This window comes from Roseovarius nitratireducens (assembly GCF_002925845.1).
Taxonomy (GTDB): Bacteria; Pseudomonadota; Alphaproteobacteria; order Rhodobacterales; family Rhodobacteraceae; genus Roseovarius; species Roseovarius nitratireducens.
The window spans coordinates 1-19,856 of record NZ_PDNI01000031.1 but is presented as its reverse complement, the minus strand read 5'-3'; the positions used below and the strand labels follow the sequence as shown (position 1 = coordinate 19,856).

The window sequence follows — 19,856 nt, the reverse complement described above, 5'->3', positions numbered from 1 at the left end:
CACCCCGCGCGGCCCGTCAAACGCGAAACGCGGGGGCAGGGTGCTATTCCGCGGCCTTGCGGGGGATATCGATGACGGTGCCGTCGGCGCGCAACACCTCCTCGATGCCAAGCTCTGGCAGCACGGCCAGAAGATCCTCGCGCAACCGGGCAAGCTGGCTCGCCGCGACGCTCTCTTCAAGCTCGACCTCGTGCGCCCAGTGGCGCAATTCCTGAGAGACAGCCTTGGCGCGCTCGATCCGGTCGTTGAACGCGGCCACCTCTTCCTGCCGCTGGTGCAGGAACTGGCGCGCGCGTGCCACCTTTTCCTCGGAATAGACATCGGCAAGCTCCTGGCTGATATGCGACATCTGCGCCGCGACCTCCAGAAGTCCGGGCTCCAGCCCGCCGAGATCAGGATGTTCACGCAGCCAAGCCAACCGCTCACGCACCGCGTCGAACTCCGAGGACAGGTGAAACACGCCCTCGCGGTCGGCGGCATGGGCGGCGTGATAGGCGCGGGCGATGTCCTGCATCCCGATATCAAAGCGGCGATGCGAGGTCTCCAGCGCCATGATCCGGGCGTTCGATGGCAGGTAGAAACACAAAAGCACCGCCAGGACCGTCACGCCGATCTGTGCAATTTGCCCGGCATTGGCGTAGGATTTGCCGCCGAACGCTGCCTCGAATTGCAGCCAGGGCAGGGCCCCGAGGACGGCGGCGGTGGTGGCGGCGACGAGCGCGAGAGCTGACAGCACGAGGACGATGGCGGCGACCCGCTGAAACACTGCCCTGATCAGAGCCACTACCGATATCACCTGCACAAACATGGCTACCCCCTTAATAAAACACTAATCCCAATATAGGCAAGATTACGCCGATTGCTCGTTTCTCAAAATGATAATTCGCTCAACGGGCGGTCAAGTCGCGGAGATTGGCTCGTGAGCAGCATCTGCGCGCGCCGCGTTTAGGGCCGCATGATCGAGCGGCGCGGCTCGAGCGTGAGCGCTTCGGGCCAGCCGAAGAAAAGCTCGATCCCGGCCAAGCCGAGGCCAACGCCGATGACGATGAGCCACAGCCGCACCGTGCGCGGCCCCGGCGGACGGCGTGCCCATCGCGCCATCCGCAAGAGCCAGTTTATGTTCATGGGTCGGTGAACCGCACGGCACCGATATAGGGCAGGTTGCGGTTGCGCTGCGCATAGTCGATGCCGTAGCCCACGACGAATTCGTCGGGGATCTCGAAGCCGATCCAGTCGGCCCGTATATCCGCCTCGCGCCGCGACGGCTTGTCGAGCAGCGCGATGGTCTTGAGGCGCGCGGGCTTGCGGCTTTTCAGAAGGTTGAGCACGTGGGCGAGCGTGTGCCCGGTATCTACGATATCCTCGACCACCAGCACATCTCGCCCAGCGATATCGCCACGCAGGTCCTTGAGAATGCGCACCTCGCGGCTCGATTCCATGGCGTTGCCGTAGGACGAGGTTTCCACGAAATCCACCTCCACGGGCAGATCGAGTTCGCGCACCAGATCGGCGATGAAGATGAACGAGCCGCGCAACAGCCCCACCACCACGAGCTTTTCCGTCCCGGCGAATTCCGCCTCGATCTCCTCCGACAGCGCCTCGATGCGGGCGGCGATGCGCTTGGCAGAAATGAGCGTGTCGATCACGTAGCTGCGCTGCGGCATGTCTTCCCCTTGAAAATCCGCGCCCAGTCTAGGAGAAACCGCGCTACTGTCACGGGAAAACCGGGGGGCGCGATGCCGTCACATTCCGAAACGCGCCACCTGCCTTACACGGCAGACCAGATGTATGCGCTGGTCGCTGACGTGGCACGCTACCCGGAGTTCCTGCCGTGGACAGCGGCGGCGCGGGTGCGCAAGGTCACGCCGCAGGCGGACGGCTCAGAGGTGATGGAGGCCGATCTCGTCATCAGCTTCAAGGTGTTCCGCGAGCGATTCGGCAGTCGCGTGGTGCTATGGCCCGATGACAAGCGGATCGAGACCGAGTATCTCGACGGCCCGTTCCGGCACATGCGCTCGAATTGGTCCTTTGCCGAGGCCGAAGGCGGCTGCGAGGTCAGTTTCGATGTGGATTTCGCGTTCAAGAACAGATTTTTGCAATCCGCGGCCGAGATGTTCTTTCACGAGGCGATGAAGCGGATCGTGCGCGCCTTCGAGGTCCGCGCGCAGGCGCTCTACGGTTGAGCGCGGGCAGCTTACCGCCCGCGCCCCAGCCGCCCTAGCTTGTCATGTCATAGGCCCTTTCGCCATGCACGCTCAGGTCGAGGCCGTTGGTCTCCGTTTCCGCATCGACGCGCAGCGGGGTGATGGCACCCACGATCTTGATCAGGGCATAGGTCACCACGGCGGTGAATACGCCGACAATGGCAAGCGATCCCAGTTGCGCGGCCCAGCTTCCGGCGCCAAAGACCGCGATCATCACCGAGCCGAAGATGCCACCGACGCCATGCACGGCAAAGACATCGAGCGTGTCGTCGATGTTCAGCCTGTTGCGGATCAGGTTGACCGCCTCCTGGCAGAGGATACCGGCCACGGCACCGATGATCAGCGCCTCGACCGGCCCGACGAAGCCGCTGGCGGGCGTGATCGAGGCCAGCCCCGCGATTGTGCCGGTGACCATGCCCACAAGAGACGCGCGCCCGAACTTGACCTTTTCCCACAAGGCCCATGAGAGCGATGCTGCGGCCGCCGAGATATGCGTGACGGTAAGGGCCATCGCCGCGCCGCCATCGGCGGCAAGCTGCGAGCCACCATTGAAGCCGAACCAGCCCACCCAGAGCATCGCGGCCCCGATCATGACAAGGCCGGGGCTGTGCGGTGGGGTGGTGCGGTTTCTGCGCGGCCCGAGCGTGATGGCGAGGATCAACGCGGCCAGGCCTGCGGTTTCGTGCACCACGATGCCACCGGCAAAATCCCGGACACCCATGGCCCCGAAAATCCCACCATCCGCCAGGAACCCGCCGCCCCATACCCAGTGCGCCACGGGCGCATAGCACAGCAGCATCCAGAGCGCCGAAAACAGCAGAACGAAGCCGAAACCGATGCGCTCGACATAGGCGCCCACGATCAGTGCCGGGGTGATGATCGCGAATGTCATCTGGAACATGAAGAACAGAACCTCGGGCAGGGTGCCCGAGAGGCTGTCAGCGGTGATGCCGCGCAGCAGCGCCTTGCCCGCGCCGCCCCAGATGGCGTTACCCTCGCCAAACGCGATCGAGTAACCCGCCACGAACCACAGAACGCTCATCAGACAGGCAATCGCGTAGCACTGCATGAAGACGCTGAGCACATTCCGGGCACGAACGAGACCGCCATAGAACAATGCCAGCCCCGGTAGAGTCATGAACAGCACGAGCGCCGTCGCGACGATAATCCAAGCGGTATCCGCTGCGTTCATTGGAAAATATCCCCATCCCATTTGCGTCGGATGTGGTGAAGCGCAGTCCGCTCGAGGAAAAAAGCGGCAATGTCATGGTAGCGCGATCAATTCACGGGCAAATTGCAAACTGGCGCTTATTTATGCAGAAATTTTACCGTCTGCGGTGCCAAGGGGCAGAAAATCAACGCAGGCTTTCGGCCAGCAAGGCCAGCGCGTGATCGCGCGACAGGCGGCGCACCTCGGCGCGGCCCTGCGGCCCAAACTCCCGCGTCTCGGCCTGCGTCGGGTGGCCAGCCATGGCCAGCCCGAAGCAAACCCGACCTTCAGGTTTGTGCTTTGAACCTCCAGGTCCGGCGATGCCGGTGATCGCCACGGCAAGCTGCGCGTCGCTATGGGCGAGCGCACCCTCGGCCATCTCGCGGGCGACCTCCTCGGATACGGCACCGTGGGTGGCGAGCGTGCCGGGTGAGACGCCCAGCATTTCGATCTTGGCGGCGTTGGAATAGGTGACGAAGCCGCGCTCCACCACCGCTGAAGAGCCCGCCACGTCCGTCAGCGCCACCGCGACCATGCCGCCGGTGCAGCTCTCGGCAGTGGCGATCATTACGCCACGTTCCCGCGCTATATCAAGAATTTGCGCGGCAATCTTCATGCGAATATCCCGTGCGCCAGCCATGCCCCCAGTATCACGCAGAGCGCCGCCGCCAGCCCGGCGAGGATGTCGTCGAGCATGACGCCCAGCGCATCGCCGCGCCGGTCGGCCCAGCCGATCGGCCCCGGCTTCCATATGTCGAACAGGCGAAAGGCCACGAAGGCCACCACCCAGCCTGGCCATAGCGCGGTCACCGCCACCCCGGCATGGGCCGCGCCGACCGAGACGGGCAGGAGGGCGAGCCATTGGCCCGCCACCTCGTCGATCACGATCTCGGAGGGGTCGTGATCGTCTTTTCCTTGTGTTTCCAACGCGGTGGCCCACCATCCCGATACGAAGGCGACGAGAACGCCCAGCGCGAGCAACACCGGCCCGCCCAGCACGTGCAGCGCCCACGCCATCGGTAGAGCCGCCAGCGAACCCCACGTGCCGGGGGCGGGGCGCAGGTGACCCACATAGAGAAAGGTGGCAATGAGATGGGTCATGCGGGGTCTTTCATCAGCGTGACGGCGGCTTGCGCGGCGATCCCTTCGCCGCGCCCGGTGAAGCCCAGCCGTTCGGTCGTCGTGGCCTTGACCGAGACGCGGTCAGGGGCCACGCCGGTCATCCCCGCGATGGCCGCGCGCATGACCTGCGCATGGGGGCCGATCTTGGGATGTTCACAGATGAGGGTTACGTCCATGTTGTTGATCCTGAACCCCTTGTCGGCAACGAGCCTCGCCGCGTGGCGCAAGAAGACATGGCTTTCGGTGCCTTTCCATTGCGGGTCGGAAGGCGGGAAATGCCGCCCGATATCGCCCTCGGCCAGCGCGCCGTAGATTGCGTCGGTGAGCGCGTGCAACCCGACGTCGGCATCGGAATGGCCCTGCAACCCGCGCGCGTGTGGTACGGCCACGCCGCAGAGCATGACATGATCCCCCGGCCCGAAGCGATGCACGTCAAAGCCTGTGCCAACGCGAATATCCATCGCAGCCCCCAATATCCGGTCCGCCCGCGGGAAATCCTCCGCGTGGGTGATCTTGAGATTGTCCGCATCGCCCGGTGTGATCGTCACTGGCAGCCCAGCGGCGCGGGCCACGGCGACATCATCGGCGGCGGTGCCGTCATGGGCGCGGTGCGCGGCGAGGATGGCCGCGAAATCAAACCCCTGTGGCGTCTGCGCCGCATATAGCCCGGTTCGGTCCTGCGTGCCCGTCACATAGCCTTCCGCGCCGGTCCAGAGCGCATCGGTCACGGGCAGTGCCGGGGCGGCGGCGGGCGCGCCCGCGTCGAGCGCGGCGATCACCCCCTCGATCACCCCGCGCGGCGGGGTGGCGCGGGCGGCGTCGTGGATCAGCACATGGTGCGGCATGATCCCGTGCGCCGCGAGGTTCTCTAGCCCCGCGCGCACCGAGGCGGCACGGGTGGCCCCACCGGGCGCGGCCTCGACGCCTGCGGGCGCGCGTTCCATGTCGTCAGGGTGCAGCACAAGGACGACACGCGCGACATGGGGGGTGAGCGCCGCCAGCGTCCAATCGAGCACGCGGCGGCCCGCGAGCGGTTGCCATTGCTTGGGCAGGTCCCCGCCCGCGCGGGTGCCGCGGCCTGCGGCGACGATGAGGGCGGCGCGTGTCATGGCATCTTGATTACGTCGCGCCAAGCGCAAGCGCAATGGCGGCGTAACTGCCCAATTAATAGGCGCCCCATCGGGCAAGATGGCCAAATCTCCCCTTGCCACGTTGTGCAAGCCGGGGCAGGCGGCTACAAGAGAGGCGTTGCACAGGGATTGGGCAAAGATGTTCTCACTAGCCGACAGAGTGATCGCACCGCCGGTGCTGCTGGCGCCGATGGCGGGAATCACGGACCTGCCGTTCCGCGACCTGGTGAGCGGCTTCGGCGCGGGCTTGGTGGTGAGCGAGATGATCGCCAGTCGCGAAATGCTGTCGGCGCGGCCCGGTGTGCGCGAAAAGGCCGAGCTGGGCCTCGGCGCCGCCGACACCTCGGTGCAGATCGCGGGCTGCGAGGCCGAACCAATGGCCGAGACGGCGCGGATGCTGGCGGGCGAGGGGGCGCGGATCATCGACATCAACATGGGCTGCCCGGCCAAGAAGGTGACGCGGGCGCGCGGCGCCGGCGCTTCCGGATCGGCGCTGATGCGCGACCCCGGGCACGCGCTGCGGCTGATCGAGGCGGTGGTAGATGCTGTTGACGTGCCGGTGACACTCAAAATGCGGCTGGGCTGGGATCACGCGAGCCTCAACGCGCCGCAGATCGCCGCCCGCGCCGAGGCGGCGGGGGTGTCGATGATCGTGGTGCACGGGCGGACGCGGTGCCAATTCTACAAGGGCCATGCCGACTGGGCGGCGGTGCGCGCGGTCAAGGAGGCGGTCAGCGTGCCGGTGGTAGTCAACGGTGATATCACCGATGCCGCGAGTGCGCGCGCGGCGCTGAGGCTGAGCGGCGCGGACGGGGTGATGATCGGACGGCGCGCGCAAGGGAGGCCCTGGCTGCTGGCGCAGGTGGCGGCAGAACTCTGGGGCGCGAAGGCACCGGCGGTGCCACAAGGCGACGCGCTGGCGGAGATCATGACCGCGCATCACGACGCGATGCTGTCCTTCTACGGGCGCGAGTTGGGCGGGCGCGTGGCGCGCAAGCACCTGGGCTGGTACATGGACCACGCCGGCACGCCGCAAGTCCTGCGCCGCCAGGTTTTGACCGCCGCCCCGGACGCGGTGGCGCGGTTCCTGCCAGAGGCCATCGGCCTGCGGTGCGCGGCATGAGCACGGACACCGCAGAGGAGCCGCTCTGGGCGTCGCTGCCGGTTCCCGCACTGGTGGTCGATGCCGCCGACCGGATCGTGCGGATCAATCCGGCGGCGGAGGGCTTCATGCTGGTGTCGCAGCGCGCCGTGGCCGGAGAACCTATCTGGGACCGGCTGGCCGTCGATGCGCCGCTGGAGGAAGCGTTCGAGCGCGCGCGGGCCAGCGGCGCGCCGCTTTTCGTCAACGATGTCGATATCGGCACCGGGGCGCGCGCGCCGATGCTGTGCAACCTGCAGGTCGCGCCGCTGGCGGGCGCACCGGGGCAGATGCTGATCCTGCTCGCCCCGCGCGAGCTTGCCGGGCGGATGGCGCAGAAAAGCGGCGTAAAGGCCGCCGCGCGCTCGGCCATCGGCATGGCCGAGATGCTGGCCCACGAGATCAAGAACCCGCTGGCGGGGATCACCGGCGCGGCGCAGCTTCTGTCGATGAATGCAAGCGCGGCGGATCGCGAACTGACCGATCTCATCGTCGGCGAGAGCCGCCGCATTGTCGGACTGCTGGACCGGGTCGAGCAATTCGGCAATGTCACGCGCCCGGTGCTGCGGCGGGTGAACCTGCACGATGTGCTCGACCGCGCGCGGCGCTCCGCGATGGTGGGGTTCGCGGCGGGGATGCGTTTTGTCGAGGAATACGACCCCTCGCTGCCGCACGCGCTCGGCGATGGTGATCAGCTTTTGCAGGTGGTGCTCAACCTGCTGAAAAACGCGGCCGAGGCGGCACCGGACGGCAAGGGAACGATCCGGCTACACACCTATTATGACGGCGCGCTTCGCGTGCGGCGCAACGACGGAGCGGGGCTGGCGCTACCACTGCAGATCGAGATCATCGACGACGGCCCCGGCCTGCCGCCCGACATCGCCGAGGAGATTTTCGAGCCCTTCGTCTCGGGCCGAGAGAACGGCACCGGCCTGGGACTGGCGCTGGCGGCCAAGATCATTTCGGAGCACGGCGGCTGGATCTCGGTCAGCTCGGTTCCGGGCCGCACCGTGTTCCGCATATCGTTGCAACGCGCCGATGCGCAGCAAGAGGGAGACTGACCCATGGACGGCACGGTCCTGGTCGCCGATGACGACCGCACGATCCGCACGGTTCTGACGCAGGCGCTGACGCGGGCGGGCTGCCGGGTGCACGCCACCTCGAGCCTGACAACGCTGATGCGCTGGGTCGGTGAGGGGCGTGGCGACGTGGTGATCTCGGATGTGGTGATGCCCGACGGAAACGGACTGGAGATGCTGCCCAAGATCGCCGAGGACCGGCCCGGCCTGCCGGTGATCGTGATCTCGGCACAGAACACCATCATGACCGCGATCAAGGCCGCCGAAGCGGACGCTTTCGACTACCTGCCAAAACCGTTCGACCTGCCCGACCTGATGAAGCGCACGGCGCGGGCGCTCGAGGCGCGCGAGCGGGCACCGGCGGCGGCCCGGCAGGACGAGCGGCCCGAGGAACTGCCGCTTGTAGGGCGCAGCCCGGCTATGCAGCGGCTCTACAAGGTGGTGGCGCAGGTCATGCACAGCGACCTGCCGGTGATGATCTGCGGCGAATCGGGCACCGGAAAGTCGCTGGTGGCGCACGCGATCCACGACTATTCTGATCGGCGCACGCTGCCGCTGGTCACGGTGACGGCGCCGGACCTGCACGATCTCGACGGGCCGTCGCAGGTGATGGCGCGAGTGCGTGGCGGCACGCTGGTGCTCGACGAGGTGAGCGATCTGCCGCAGGAGGCGCAGGGTCGCGTAGTGCGGATGATGGACGCACCGGGCGAGCACGCGCCGCGCTTCATGGCGACGAGTCGGATGCCGCCCGCCACAGCACTCGAAGAGGGGCGACTGCGCGAGGATCTTTATTACCGGCTAAGCGGGGTGACGATCGAGGTGCCGTCCTTGCGCGACCGGATCGAGGATATCGAGCTGCTTGCCGGTCATTTCCTGGGGCGCGACCTCCGACCCGGCCAGCCCGAGCGGCATTTTTCCGAGGACGCACTGGAGATGATGCGTGCCTATAGCTGGCCGGGCAATGTCCGCCAGCTCGAGAACGCGGTGCGCCGGATCGCACTCACCGCCCAGACCGAGGAGATCGGCCGCGCCGAGATCGCCGCCATCCTCGGCAACCAGCCGCGCGCCGAGCCGGTGATGCAGCCGGGCCGCAGCGAGACGCTGACCGGCGCGGTCACGGCGCATCTGCGGCGATATTTCGACCTGCACGGCGCCGACCTGCCACCCCCGGGGCTGCACGGCCGGATCCTGCGCGAGATCGAGGCACCGCTCATCGAGATCGCGCTCGAGGCCACGGGCGGGAACCAGATCCGCTGCGCCGAGTTGCTGGGAATCAATCGCAATACCCTGCGCAAGAAGATCACCGATCTGGATATTCGCGTGACTCGCCGCCGCAAGTTGATGTAAACCTGCAACAGCACTGTGACGATCAGGGCGCACACTCGGCCTCGCCCCTAGGTTTCGTGGTGAGCGTGGCTGCGCCCACTGTATAATGGGAGAGGATCGTGGCGCTGGCGACACGCGGATTGCGCGCGGGCAGGCACGGCTGGCTCGGGCCACGCCGGTTGCGGAGGTTACGCAACTGGGGGGCGTTCGGTCTCGTCCTTACCGGCCCGGCGCTGGCGGTGCTGACCTACATGGTGATGGGCCCGCTCGACCGCGGCAGCGGGGCGGGGGCGCTGCGGCTGGTGCTGCTGGCCGACATGATCTACGTGCTGATCGTCGCCGGGCTGGTGCTGCAACGGGTCGCGCGGATGGTCGCGGCACGGCGCTCGCGCTCGGCGGGATCGAAGCTGCACCTGCGGCTGACCGGCGTGTTCGCAGTGATGGCGATCCTGCCGACAGTGGCGGTGGCGGTGTTCGCGATGCTGTCGATCAACATGGGGCTGGAGGCGTGGTTTTCCGAGCGGGTGGGCCGTGTCGTGGACAGCTCGGTCGCCGCCGCCAAGGCCTACGAGGACGAACACCGCCGCGACCTGCTGGCCGATGCGCGGGTGCTCAAACGGGTGATCGACGGCACGCGCCGCGCCTCGGTCTTCATGAGCGATGGCGATATCCGGCAGGTACTGTCCTCGGGCCAGCGAGAGATCCAGCGCGGCCTCAAGGAAGCGTTCGTGATCGACGGCACCGGCGAGATCCGCGCCCGCGGCGAGCGCTCCTACCTGTTCGACTACGAGGAGCCGACCGCGGACCAGATCGCGCAGGCGCGCGAGCAGGGTGCGCTGGTGATCCGCGACTGGGATAATAACGAGTTCCGCGCGCTTCTACCGCTCGCCGCCTTTGCCAACCGTTTGCTCTATGTCAGCCGCACGGTGGATGGCGACATCCTCAAGCTGCTCGACGAGACGCAGGAGACGGCGGCATTTTACAATCAACGCGAGAGCGAGCGCGGGCGGGTGCTGTTCGAGTTCGGAATGGTCTATTTCGGCTTCGCGCTCATTCTCATGTTGGCCGCGATCTGGCTGGGCATGTGGTTCGCCGAGCGGCTGTCGCGGCCCGTCGGGCGGCTAACCTCGGCGGCGCAACGGGTGGGCGAGGGCGACCTCGACACGCAGGTGCGCGAGGAGGCGGGCGATGACGAGATCGCCGAGTTGGGGCGCTATTTCAACCAGATGACCCGCCAGCTCAAGGGCCAGCGCGACCGGCTTCTGGCCAACACGCGGCAAATTGAGCAGCGGCGGCGGTTGTTTGATTCGGTGCTTGGCTCGGTGTCGTCGGGCGTTGTCGGGCTCGATGCGCAGGGGCGTGTGACCTTCGTCAACCGCGCCGCCGAGCGGCTGCTCGACTGGCGCGAGGATCAGCAATCGCTGGCGCTGGCGGCAGCGGTGCCGGAATTCGGGACGCTGTTTGCGCGGCTCAGGCAGAGCCAGGGCGGCTTCGTTCAGGAGGAAATCGCGGTGACACGCGGCCGGCGGCAGGAGAACCTCCTGGTGCGCATGTCCACCCGGACGGGCGAAGGCGGGCGGCGCGAGGGCTACGTTGTGGCCTTCGATGACGTGACCGAGCTGGTGACGGCGCAGCGCATGGCCGCCTGGGGCGACGTGGCGCGGCGTATTGCCCACGAGATCAAGAACCCGCTCACGCCCATCTCGCTCAGCGCCGAGCGCATCAAGCGCAAGTTCGCACGGCAGTTGCCCGAGGAGGAGGCGGCCAAACTGGAGGAACTGACCGACGTGGTTGTGCGACAGACCGCCGATTTGCGGCGCATCGTCGACGAGTTCTCGAAATTCGCGCGGATGCCACAGCCCAAGACGCGGGTCGAGAGCCTGTCCAAGGTGCTGCGCGAAGCGGTCATGCTGCAAGAGACCGGCCAGTCCGACACACGCTTCGACCTGGCCCTCAGCGACGACGGGCTGATGGCCGAGATCGACGCGGCGATGATCGGGCAGGCGCTGACCAACCTCATCAAGAACGCGGGCGAGGCGATCGAGAGCCTGCGCGAGGCGGGTGCGCCCGAAGGGCATGTACCGACCATCCGCGTCGAAAGCCGGGTAGAGGATGGCGTGGCGGTGATCGCCATTTCCGACAACGGGATCGGCTTGCCGCAGGACAGCGCCCGGCTGTTCGAGCCTTACGTGACCACGCGCGAGAAAGGCACCGGGCTGGGTCTGCCCATCGTCAAGAAGATCATCGAGGAGCATGGCGGCACGCTGGTGCTGGAGGATGCCGACGCTTTCGTCCCGGGCGCACATATCGGGGCGCGGGCGGTGGTGCGCATGCCGCTGCACGGCAGTGAACACACAAACGTAAGGGCCCCTGCGGCCGAGTGAGGATGGTATGAGCGACATTCTGATCGTCGATGACGAGCGCGACATTCGCGAGGTGATCTCCGATATTCTCGGGGATGAGGGCTTTGATACCCGCCTCGCCGCCAATTCCGACGAGGCGATGGCGGCGATCCGCTCCGATCCGCCGGGCCTGCTGATCCTCGATATCTGGCTCAAGGACAGCCAGATGGACGGCATCGACATCCTCAAGTCGGTCAAGCGTGACCATCCGGACATCCCGGTCATCATCATCTCGGGGCACGGCAATATCGAGATCGCGGTCGCGGCGATCAAGCAGGGCGCCTACGACTTCATCGAGAAGCCGTTCAACATCGACCAACTCCTCGTGGTGATCCGCCGCGGCATGGAGACGAGCCGCCTGCGACGCGAGAACCAGGCGCTCCGGCGGCGCGAGAGCGCGCCGTCGCAGATGCTGGGCAGCTCATCCTCCTTCCGCGCGCTCCTGTCACAGCTCGACAAGGTCACGCGCTCTAATGGGCGGGTGATGCTCACCGGGTTGTCGGGCGTCGGCAAGGAGCTGGCTGCGCGCTACATCCACGCCAACTCGTCACGCGCCGATGCCCCGTTCGTTACCGTCAACTGTGCCGCCGTCGCCGCCGAGCGCATGGAGGAGGTGCTGTTTGGCCACGAGGCTTCGGAGACCGGGATCGCGCAGGGGCTGCTTGAGCAGGCGAATGGCGGCGTGCTCTACCTCGACGAGGTGGCCGACCTGCCGCCCGGCACGCAATCCAAGATACTTCGCGTGCTGGTGGATCAGACCTTCCTGCGTGTCGGCGGCGGCGACAAGGTCAACGTCGACCTGCGGGTGATTTCCTCGACCAGCCGCGACCTCGAGACCGAGATCGCCGAGGGCCGGTTCCGGCGCGAGCTTTATCACCGGCTGAACGTGGTACCGATCCGGGTGCCGGGGCTGGAAGAGCGGCGCGAGGACATCCCGCAACTGGCCGAACATTTCATCGGGTTGCTGCACGAAACGCAGGGTCTGCCGAAACGCGCGCTGTCCGAAGAGGCGGCCGCGTTGTTGCAGACGATGAACTGGCCCGGCAACATTCGGCAGTTGCGCAACCTGATCGAGCGGGTGCTCATCCTCGGCGACGGGGGTGACGCGATCTCGGCCGCGGAACTCCCCGGCGAGGCCGCCGCCCCGTCCGAGGGCGCACGCGTGATCGTGTCGGGCAGCGTGGCCACCCTGCCGCTGCGCGAAGCGCGCGAGGCGTTCGAGCGCGAATACCTCGTGACCCAGATCAACCGGTTTGGCGGCAATATCAGCCGCACGGCGGAATTCGTCGGAATGGAGCGAAGCGCCCTGCACCGCAAGCTCAAGTCACTCGGCGTGGTCCCGCCCGCACGCAGCGACCGCGACGATACCGCCGCGGCCGAGTGACCGATCAAAGTGTGGATCAGAGGCAGTCGCGAAGCCGCCAGCCGCCCGCGTGAAGTCGCAGCCGTCCGCCGCCGGTAAAACTCAGCACCAGAGTGGCAAACACCGCGGCAACAAGCTCGACCTGCAGCGCAGTGCTGTCGCCGAAGAGCGCGAACGCCGCACCGCAGACCACCATGCCGATGATCGCCACGATACGGCTGTAGATGCCCAGCAGAAGCCACAGCGCCACCAGCGCGAAGAACCCGGCCGCTGCGACATCGAGCACGCCGGTGCCGGTCTCGATCCTGAGCCCGAACGTGCCGAGCATCCCGGGCGAGAGGTGATTGACCACATGGGTCATGAAGAAGACCGCGAGCAATAGCCGGGCGACAAGGCCGACGGTCTGAATAAGTGCCTGTTGCATGACTGCCTCGTGTTCATGTCTTTTAAACCGAAGGTGCCGTCATACGGGACAACAATCAACCCTGAATTGTGTAAAGGCGCCCTTGCGTTTCCGGAAACTCCTCTGCCGCATTCGGCAGATCGGCGAGGTGCCGGCAAATCCAGTCGACCACCGCGCGCAGGTCGGCGTCCTCGCTCCGGCTTTCGTGGTAGATGAGGTAGAGATCGCGCGTCGCATCAAGGCCGCTTCCCGGCACGCGGACGAGATCTGGCTCGTCGTCGGCCATGACGGCGGGTAGAACGGCGGCGAGCCCGAGGCTGTGCATCGCCGGTATCACCTGTGCGAAACTGTCGGCCTTGAGAATGGCATCACTGCCGAACCAGGCGCGACGGGCCTCGGCGTATTGAGCGCTATAGCGGTCGGTGAGGCTGGCCCAGCCGTCTCCCTTCTCCCAGCCACGCGGGGCGTAGAGCGCGAAGGGAAACGGGCCGCACCGGCGGGTCTTGAGCCGCCCCGTCTCGGGGAAGTTGAAAACGAGCGCGACATCCGACATGCCCAGCCCGGCCTCGTAGACGCGGCTCTCGAACACCGGGCGCAGATGGGCGCGCTCCTGCCACAGCTCTTTCACGGCAGGCACGAGCACATGCGAGATGATCGACGGCAGTGCGCCGATGCGAATGTCCCGGGCTTCGTCCGGGGCACTCTCGCTCACGCGGCTCAGCTCGGAAAAGATCATCCCGTCCGCATGCTCGAACGCCTCGATCAGCGACGACAGGCGCGGGTTGAGAAGCCATCCGCCATCGGATTTCACGAAAGGCGAGATACCGAGTTCCTCACGCAACCGCGCGATCTGCCGCGAAACGGTGGAGGTGGTGGTCTCCAACTCCTCGGCGGCGCGCGTCATGGACCCGCAACGATGCACGGCGAGCAGCACGCGCAGATCGTCGAACAGGCGGGCATAAGACAATTTCGAGCGCGAGGTCGCCAATCGGGTTTCTCTCCTTTCACGTATGACGGCATGATGACAGCCGTCCGGTCAAACGGATCGCATATGGCACGCGTTTTACTGTACACAAGTGCATCCAATGCATGGCGGCCATGACATGACGCGATGGCGGGGCCGATGGAATGGTGCGGTCCGCACTTCCATCTTGCGCGGGTAGCGCAGCGCTCGCCACCTGTGCAGACGCATAGGAATGCGCCACGTCGGCAAGCCGGACAAAGCGATTGACCGGTCTGCGGGCTTCTGTCATGCAACAGCTTCAGTCAGGTCGGGACAAGCGGCATGAAGGTTATCATCTGCGGCGCCGGTCAGGTGGGCTGGCAGATCGCACGCCACCTATCAGGCGAGAACAACGACGTCGTCGTGGTGGACAACAACCCCGAGTTGGTGCGGCGTGCCACCGATACGCTTGATGTGCAGGGCGTGATCGGCTTTGCCTCTCACCCGGACGTGCTCGATCAGGCAGGGGCGGGGGATGCCGAGATGGTCATCGCCGCGACCTATTCCGACGAGGTCAACATGGTCACCTGCCAGGTGGCGCATTCGGTCTTCGGCATCCGCCGCAAGATCGCGCGGCTGCGCAGTCAGACCTATCTCGACCCCGCCTATGCCGATCTCTATCGCCGCGACCACATGCCCATCGACGTGATGATCAGCCCCGAGCGCGAAGTCGCGCGCGCCGCGCTGCGGCGGCTGGCAATGCCGGCGGCGTTCGACACGGAAATATTCATGGGCGGCGAAGCGCAACTTATCGGCCTGCGGCTCGATGAGGATTGCCCGGTGCTCAACACGCCGCTGCGGCAGTTGAGCGACCTTTTTTCGACGCTGCGGGTGGTGGTGCTGGCGGTGCGGCGCGACGGGCGGCTTTTCGCGCCGGAATCCGGCGATCAGCTCTTCGAGGGTGACGATTGCTATCTCTTCGCGCCGGTCGAGGATGTGCCGCGCACGCTCGAGGTGTTCGGCAAGGCGCAGACCCGTCAGGAACGCGCGGTCATCATCGGCGGCGGCAATATCGGTCTGTCGGTGGCACAGGCGCTGGAGACGCGGGCCGGCGGGCGCATCCGCGCCAAGGTGATCGAAAAGGACCGCGCCCGCGCCGAACGCGCCGCCGACGCGCTCGAACGCACCATCGTGCTTCATGGCGACGGGCTGGGCGCGGCGATCCTCGCCGAGGCGGGAATCGCGCGGGCCGATGCAGTGCTTGCCGTCACCGACGACGACAAGACCAACATGCTCGCCGCCGTGCGCGCCAAGGCCGAGGGCTGTCCCTTTGCCATCGCGCTGATCAACGATCCCACGCTGGTGCCGCTGATGGAGCCCTTGGGCATCGACGCCTATATCGATCCCCGCGCCACAACGGTGAGCTCGATCCTGCGCCATATCCGGCACGGCAAGGTGCGCGGAGTCTATTCGGTGGGCGATGCCGAGGGCGAGGTGCTGGAGGCCGAAGTGCTCGACACCTCCTCGATCGCCGGGGTGGCGCTGCGCGACGTGGATTTCCCCGAGGGCGTTTTGGTGGGCGGCGTGCGCAAGGCCAAGGGGATCGTCAAGCCCACCGGCTCGATGCGGCTCGAGGCGGGCGACGTGGTGGTGATCTTCGCACTGGCGGCGGATGTGGCGGCGGTGGAACGGCTGTTGCAGGTGTCAGTGGACTATTTCTGACGCCATGACCGCGCGGCTGCTCAGATTCCCGCTGTTCCTGATCCTCACGGGGATCGCCGCGCTAATGATGCTGCTGCCCGCGCTCGACGCGCTGATGCGCGACGACACGAGCGTGGCGCGAGCGTTCTTCTACGCCGGGTTGTTGGGGCTTGCGGCGGTGATCTCGACGGGGCTGGCGATTTCGGGCCACGTGGCGCGGCGTGAGCCCACCGGCGCGCAGCATCTGGGCTCGCTGCTGCTGGCCTATCTCGTCCTTCCGCTCTACCTCGCGCTGCCTTTCTACGAGGGTGTGCAGACCACCTCCTTTCTCAACGCCTATGTCGAGATGATGTCGAGCCTGACCACCACAGGGGCCACCCTGTTCGATGCGCCGGGGCGGCTCGCCGACAGCCTGCACCTGTGGCGGGGGCTCGTCGGGTGGGGGGGCGGACTGCTGATCTGGATTTCTGCCTCGGCGGTGCTCGCACCGATGAGCCTCGGGGGCTTCGAGGTGACGGTGCGCGCCGAGCCGGGGCAGGATGATGCGATGCTCGGCCGCTTTCAGCGCGCACTGCCTTCGCGGCGTGTGGCACAGGCTGCGCGCGTGCTGACGCCGGTCTATCTGGGACTCACACTCGTGTTGTGGATCGCGCTGATGGCGGGAGGTGAGCGCGCCTTCGTGGCGCTGATCCACGCCATGTCGACGATGGCGACGAGCGGCATCTCGCCGATAGGCGGGCTGCACAACGGGGCCTCGGGGCTGGGCGGCGAGATCGCGATATTCCTGTTCCTCGTCTTTGCGCTGTCGCGCCTGACATTCTCCTCGGACACCGTGCCGACGGCGCGGCCCGGCCTCGTCAACGACCCCGAATTCCGGCTGGGACTCGCGCTGGTGATGACGGTGCCGCTGGTGCTGTTCGCACGTCACTGGATCGGCTCCATTGAGCTGGCGGAACCGGTGCACCCGATCGAGGCGCTGCACGCGCTCTGGGGGGCGGTGTTCACGGTGCTGTCCTTCCTGTCTACCACGGGGTTCGAGAGCGCCGACTGGCAGGCGTCGCGCGCGTGGTCGGGGCTGGGCGCGCCCGGCCTCATCCTGATGGGCCTGGCGATGATCGGCGGCGGCGTGGCGACCACGGCGGGCGGCGTGCGGCTGTTGCGCGTCTACGCGCTCTACCTGCACGCGCATCGCGAATTCGAGCGGTTGGTGCATCCCTCCTCGGTTGGCCGCTCCTCGGGAACCGGGCGGCGCATCCGGCGGCAAGGGGCCTACATCGCGTGGATATTCTTCATGCTCTTCGCGTTGACGCTGACCGCCGTGACTGCGGCGCTCGCCGCCGCCGGACTCGATTTCGAGGCGGCGCTGATCGTCGCGCTGGCGGGGCTCTCGACAACCGGACCGCTGATCACAAGCGCCACCGAGGACCCCATCCGACTGATCGAGCTGGGCAGCTTCGGCAAGCTGGTGTTCTCGGTCGCGATGGTTCTGGGGCGGGTCGAGACGCTGGCGCTCGTGGCGCTCATCAATCCGGCGGCGTGGCGCGAATGAGCGGCGCCCGAAATTCGTGCTGGAAACTCGGCCCGCCTCGGGACATACTCGCCCTGACCTGAGGAAAGCCTGGTGCCGGATACGGCGCCTGCGAGAAAAAAAGGGCAGGGGATGTAATGGCTTCGGATCGTCAGAGTTTACAGGACGCGTTTCTCAACCATGTGCGCAAGGGCAAGATCCCGGTCACGATCTTTCTTATCAACGGCGTGAAATTGCAGGGCGTCATCACCTGGTTCGACAATTTCTGCATCCTGTTGCGGCGCGACGGTCAATCGCAGCTTGTCTACAAGCACGCGGTCTCGACCATCATGCCGTCGCAGCCGATTTCGCTCTACGAGGGCGACGGCGAGAATTGAGGGAACATGCTCGCCCCGTGACCCGGGCCCTTGTCCTGCATCCCGATATCGACTCCGGTACCGCCGGGCCCGCGCGCGACGCCGCGCTGGCCCTGGAGGAGGCGGTGTCGCTGGCGCATGCGCTGCCCGACCTCGAGGTCGTGGATGCGCGGGTCGTGCGCCTGCGCAAGCCCGATGCCGGGCGGCTCTTTGGCAAGGGCAAGCGCGAGGAGCTGAAGTCAGCGATTGCCGCGGCGGAGGCGGATCTCGTGCTGGTCGATGGCCCGCTCACACCCGTGCAGCAGCGCAACCTCGAGCGCGACTGGGACATAAAGATCCTCGACCGTACCGGACTGATCCTCGAGATTTTCAGCGACCGTGCCGCCACCCGCGAGGGCGTGTTGCAGGTCGAGATGGCGGCGCTCAGCTATCAGCGAACCCGGCTGGTACGCGCCTGGACCCACCTCGAACGGCAGCGCGGCGGCCTCGGCTTCGTCGGCGGCCCCGGCGAGACACAGATCGAGGCCGACCGCCGCGCCATCGACGAACAGCTCGTGCGGCTACGCCGACAGCTCGACAAGGTGGTCAAGACACGGACCCTGCACCGCGCCGCGCGCGCCAAGGTGCCTTATCCCATCGTCGCGCTGGTGGGCTATACCAATGCCGGGAAATCCACGCTGTTCAACCGCCTGACCGGGGCCGAGGTAAAGGCAGAGGACATGCTCTTCGCCACGCTCGACCCGACGATGCGCCGCGTGGCGCTGCCGCATGGCGGCCCCGAGGTGATCCTCTCTGACACCGTGGGCTTCATCAGCGATCTGCCGACCGAACTGGTCGCGGCCTTCCGTGCCACGCTCGAAGAGGTGCTGGAGGCCGATCTCGTCTGCCACGTCCGCGACATCTCGCATCCCGAGACCGAGGCACAGGCGCGCGACGTCGAGACCATCCTCGACAGCCTGGGCGTGGCCGAAGAGACCCCGCGCATCGAGGTCTGGAACAAGATCGACCGGCTGGACGCGGCGGCCCGCGACGCCGCGCTGACGCAGGCAGCGCGGAGCGAACACGTTCAGGCGGTCTCGGCGGTCACCGGGCAGGGGATCGAGGCGCTCGTGGCGACCATGTCCGAGGCGCTCGCCGAGACGCGGCACCTGAGCGAGCTGCACCTGCGATTCGATGACGGGCGCCGGCGGGCGTGGCTCTACGAGAACGATCTCGTGGAGGATGAACAGCAGACCGAGGACGGCTTTGCCCTCACGGTGCGCTGGACGGCCCGGCAGGAGGCGCGTTTCCGCGAGATGTGAGGCGACAGAGGGCCGCGATCGGACGTGCCTCACGGTATGTCTTGACCTTCCAGCGCTGGAGGATGTCTTTTTTCACCGAAACACGGGACCGCGTCGTCGCGGGGCCACGCGGGCGAGCACGGCGACCGGTCCCGGCAGAGGCAAGAAAGCAGGTGAGAGATGAGCAAACTCGGTTGGATGATCGCGGCTGTGCTGGTTGCGGGGGCAGGTGCGTTCGTTTGGCAGAGCACACGTACCGGGCCAGGCCCGAACGGGCATTCCATGACCCCGCCCGACACCTCGGACATCGCGGACGGTGCGGCCATCGTCGCGGTCAGCGTGCCGGACGACTTGTCGTCCCTGGCGCAAATGGGAGAGCGTGCCTTCAACGCGAAATGCGCAGCCTGTCACGGGGACGATGCCGCAGGTCGCGAAGGCAAAGGCCCGCCCCTGGTGCACAAGATTTACGAACCCAGCCATCACTCGGACATGGCCTTCGTGATGGCGGCTAAGAATGGTGTCCGGGCGCATCACTGGCGCTATGGAAACATGCCGCCGGTGGACGGCGTGACAGATGCCGACGTGAAGGCGATCACCGCCTATGTGCGCGCCCTTCAGAAGGAAAACGGGATTTTCTGATGGATTCGGCGCGACGCATGGGGGCGGCC

At 66.6% G+C, this 19,856-nt stretch carries 20 protein-coding genes; 11 read left to right on the top strand and 9 right to left on the bottom strand.

Features of this window, described 5'->3' with window-relative positions:
* Positions 1 to 43: 43 nt before the first annotated feature.
* The 3 genes from CRJ03_RS06115 to hpt form a co-directional block, all read right to left on the bottom strand.
* Positions 44 to 808, bottom strand: a complete 765-nt coding sequence (locus tag CRJ03_RS06115) for a DNA repair protein (protein ID WP_206018318.1) — start codon at positions 806 to 808, stop codon at positions 44 to 46.
* Between the two features lie 137 nt (positions 809 to 945).
* Complete coding sequence (locus CRJ03_RS06110) at positions 946 to 1,125, bottom strand: hypothetical protein (RefSeq protein WP_104018019.1); 180 nt, start codon at positions 1,123 to 1,125, stop codon at positions 946 to 948.
* Positions 1,122 to 1,664 carry a hypoxanthine phosphoribosyltransferase gene (gene hpt, locus CRJ03_RS06105; RefSeq protein WP_104018018.1) on the bottom strand — a complete coding sequence of 181 codons (543 nt, stop codon included), beginning with the start codon at positions 1,662 to 1,664 and terminating at the stop codon, positions 1,122 to 1,124. The genes CRJ03_RS06110 and hpt overlap by 4 nt, the downstream gene beginning before the upstream one ends.
* A gap of 72 nt (positions 1,665 to 1,736) precedes the next feature.
* On the opposite strand from hpt, the gene CRJ03_RS06100 reads away from it, so the two are divergent.
* A complete protein-coding gene (locus tag CRJ03_RS06100; RefSeq protein ID WP_104018017.1) occupies positions 1,737 to 2,183 on the top strand; it encodes a type II toxin-antitoxin system RatA family toxin in 447 nt (148 codons plus the stop codon).
* Between the two features lie 34 nt (positions 2,184 to 2,217).
* Here the strand turns inward: CRJ03_RS06100 and CRJ03_RS06095 are convergent, their stop codons facing one another.
* The 4 genes from CRJ03_RS06095 to CRJ03_RS06080 all read right to left on the bottom strand — a co-directional run bounded on the left by CRJ03_RS06095 (position 2,218) and on the right by CRJ03_RS06080 (position 5,645).
* A complete protein-coding gene (locus CRJ03_RS06095) occupies positions 2,218 to 3,396 on the bottom strand; it encodes an ammonium transporter (RefSeq protein ID WP_104018016.1) in 1,179 nt (392 codons plus the stop codon).
* A 163-nt stretch (positions 3,397 to 3,559) separates the two neighbouring features.
* Positions 3,560 to 4,030, bottom strand: a complete 471-nt coding sequence (locus CRJ03_RS06090) for a CinA family protein (protein WP_104018015.1) — start codon at positions 4,028 to 4,030, stop codon at positions 3,560 to 3,562.
* A complete protein-coding gene (locus CRJ03_RS06085) occupies positions 4,027 to 4,515 on the bottom strand; it encodes a phosphatidylglycerophosphatase A family protein (protein WP_104018014.1) in 489 nt (162 codons plus the stop codon). Before CRJ03_RS06085 ends, CRJ03_RS06090 begins: the two co-directional genes overlap by 4 nt.
* On the bottom strand, positions 4,512 to 5,645 hold the full coding sequence (locus CRJ03_RS06080; RefSeq protein ID WP_104018013.1) for a bifunctional 2-C-methyl-D-erythritol 4-phosphate cytidylyltransferase/2-C-methyl-D-erythritol 2,4-cyclodiphosphate synthase: 1,134 nt from the start codon (positions 5,643 to 5,645) through the stop codon (positions 4,512 to 4,514). Before CRJ03_RS06080 ends, CRJ03_RS06085 begins: the two co-directional genes overlap by 4 nt.
* A 160-nt stretch (positions 5,646 to 5,805) precedes the next feature.
* Here CRJ03_RS06080 and dusB point away from each other — a divergent pair, with 160 nt between their 5' ends.
* The 5 genes from dusB to ntrX all read left to right on the top strand — a co-directional run bounded on the left by dusB (position 5,806) and on the right by ntrX (position 12,998).
* Positions 5,806 to 6,789, top strand: a complete 984-nt coding sequence (dusB, locus tag CRJ03_RS06075) for a tRNA dihydrouridine synthase DusB (protein WP_104018012.1) — start codon at positions 5,806 to 5,808, stop codon at positions 6,787 to 6,789.
* Entirely contained in the window at positions 6,786 to 7,868 is a 1,083-nt protein-coding gene (locus CRJ03_RS06070) for a two-component system sensor histidine kinase NtrB (RefSeq protein WP_104018070.1), read from the top strand. The genes dusB and CRJ03_RS06070 overlap by 4 nt, the downstream gene beginning before the upstream one ends.
* 3 nt (positions 7,869 to 7,871) lie before the next feature.
* Positions 7,872 to 9,233 (top strand): response regulator, encoded by a 1,362-nt coding sequence (locus CRJ03_RS06065; RefSeq protein ID WP_104018011.1) that lies wholly within the window; start codon positions 7,872 to 7,874, stop codon positions 9,231 to 9,233.
* Between the two features lie 98 nt (positions 9,234 to 9,331).
* Positions 9,332 to 11,596 (top strand): sensor histidine kinase NtrY-like, encoded by a 2,265-nt coding sequence (locus tag CRJ03_RS06060; RefSeq protein WP_439126620.1) that lies wholly within the window; start codon positions 9,332 to 9,334, stop codon positions 11,594 to 11,596.
* Positions 11,597 to 11,603: 7 nt separating this feature from the next.
* Positions 11,604 to 12,998 (top strand): nitrogen assimilation response regulator NtrX, encoded by a 1,395-nt coding sequence (gene ntrX / locus CRJ03_RS06055; protein ID WP_104018010.1) that lies wholly within the window; start codon positions 11,604 to 11,606, stop codon positions 12,996 to 12,998.
* 16 nt (positions 12,999 to 13,014) lie between these two features.
* Here ntrX and CRJ03_RS06050 read toward each other — a convergent pair whose 3' ends face one another.
* A complete protein-coding gene (locus CRJ03_RS06050; protein WP_104018009.1) occupies positions 13,015 to 13,401 on the bottom strand; it encodes a hypothetical protein in 387 nt (128 codons plus the stop codon).
* A gap of 55 nt (positions 13,402 to 13,456) precedes the next feature.
* Positions 13,457 to 14,347 (bottom strand): LysR family transcriptional regulator, encoded by an 891-nt coding sequence (locus CRJ03_RS06045; protein ID WP_129590254.1) that lies wholly within the window; start codon positions 14,345 to 14,347, stop codon positions 13,457 to 13,459.
* 318 nt (positions 14,348 to 14,665) lie between these two features.
* On the opposite strand from CRJ03_RS06045, the gene trkA reads away from it, so the two are divergent.
* From trkA to CRJ03_RS06020, 5 genes are all read left to right on the top strand, one after another.
* On the top strand, positions 14,666 to 16,045 hold the full coding sequence (gene trkA, locus CRJ03_RS06040) for a Trk system potassium transporter TrkA (protein ID WP_104018007.1): 1,380 nt from the start codon (positions 14,666 to 14,668) through the stop codon (positions 16,043 to 16,045).
* A gap of 4 nt (positions 16,046 to 16,049) precedes the next feature.
* On the top strand, positions 16,050 to 17,573 hold the full coding sequence (locus CRJ03_RS06035; RefSeq protein WP_104018006.1) for a TrkH family potassium uptake protein: 1,524 nt from the start codon (positions 16,050 to 16,052) through the stop codon (positions 17,571 to 17,573).
* Positions 17,574 to 17,689: 116 nt separating this feature from the next.
* Positions 17,690 to 17,929 (top strand): RNA chaperone Hfq, encoded by a 240-nt coding sequence (gene hfq / locus CRJ03_RS06030; RefSeq protein ID WP_104018005.1) that lies wholly within the window; start codon positions 17,690 to 17,692, stop codon positions 17,927 to 17,929.
* Positions 17,930 to 17,946: 17 nt separating this feature from the next.
* On the top strand, positions 17,947 to 19,209 hold the full coding sequence (gene hflX, locus CRJ03_RS06025; RefSeq protein WP_240611575.1) for a GTPase HflX: 1,263 nt from the start codon (positions 17,947 to 17,949) through the stop codon (positions 19,207 to 19,209).
* A 159-nt stretch (positions 19,210 to 19,368) separates the two neighbouring features.
* On the top strand, positions 19,369 to 19,827 hold the full coding sequence (locus CRJ03_RS06020; protein WP_104017109.1) for a c-type cytochrome: 459 nt from the start codon (positions 19,369 to 19,371) through the stop codon (positions 19,825 to 19,827).
* Positions 19,828 to 19,856: the final 29 nt, after the last annotated feature.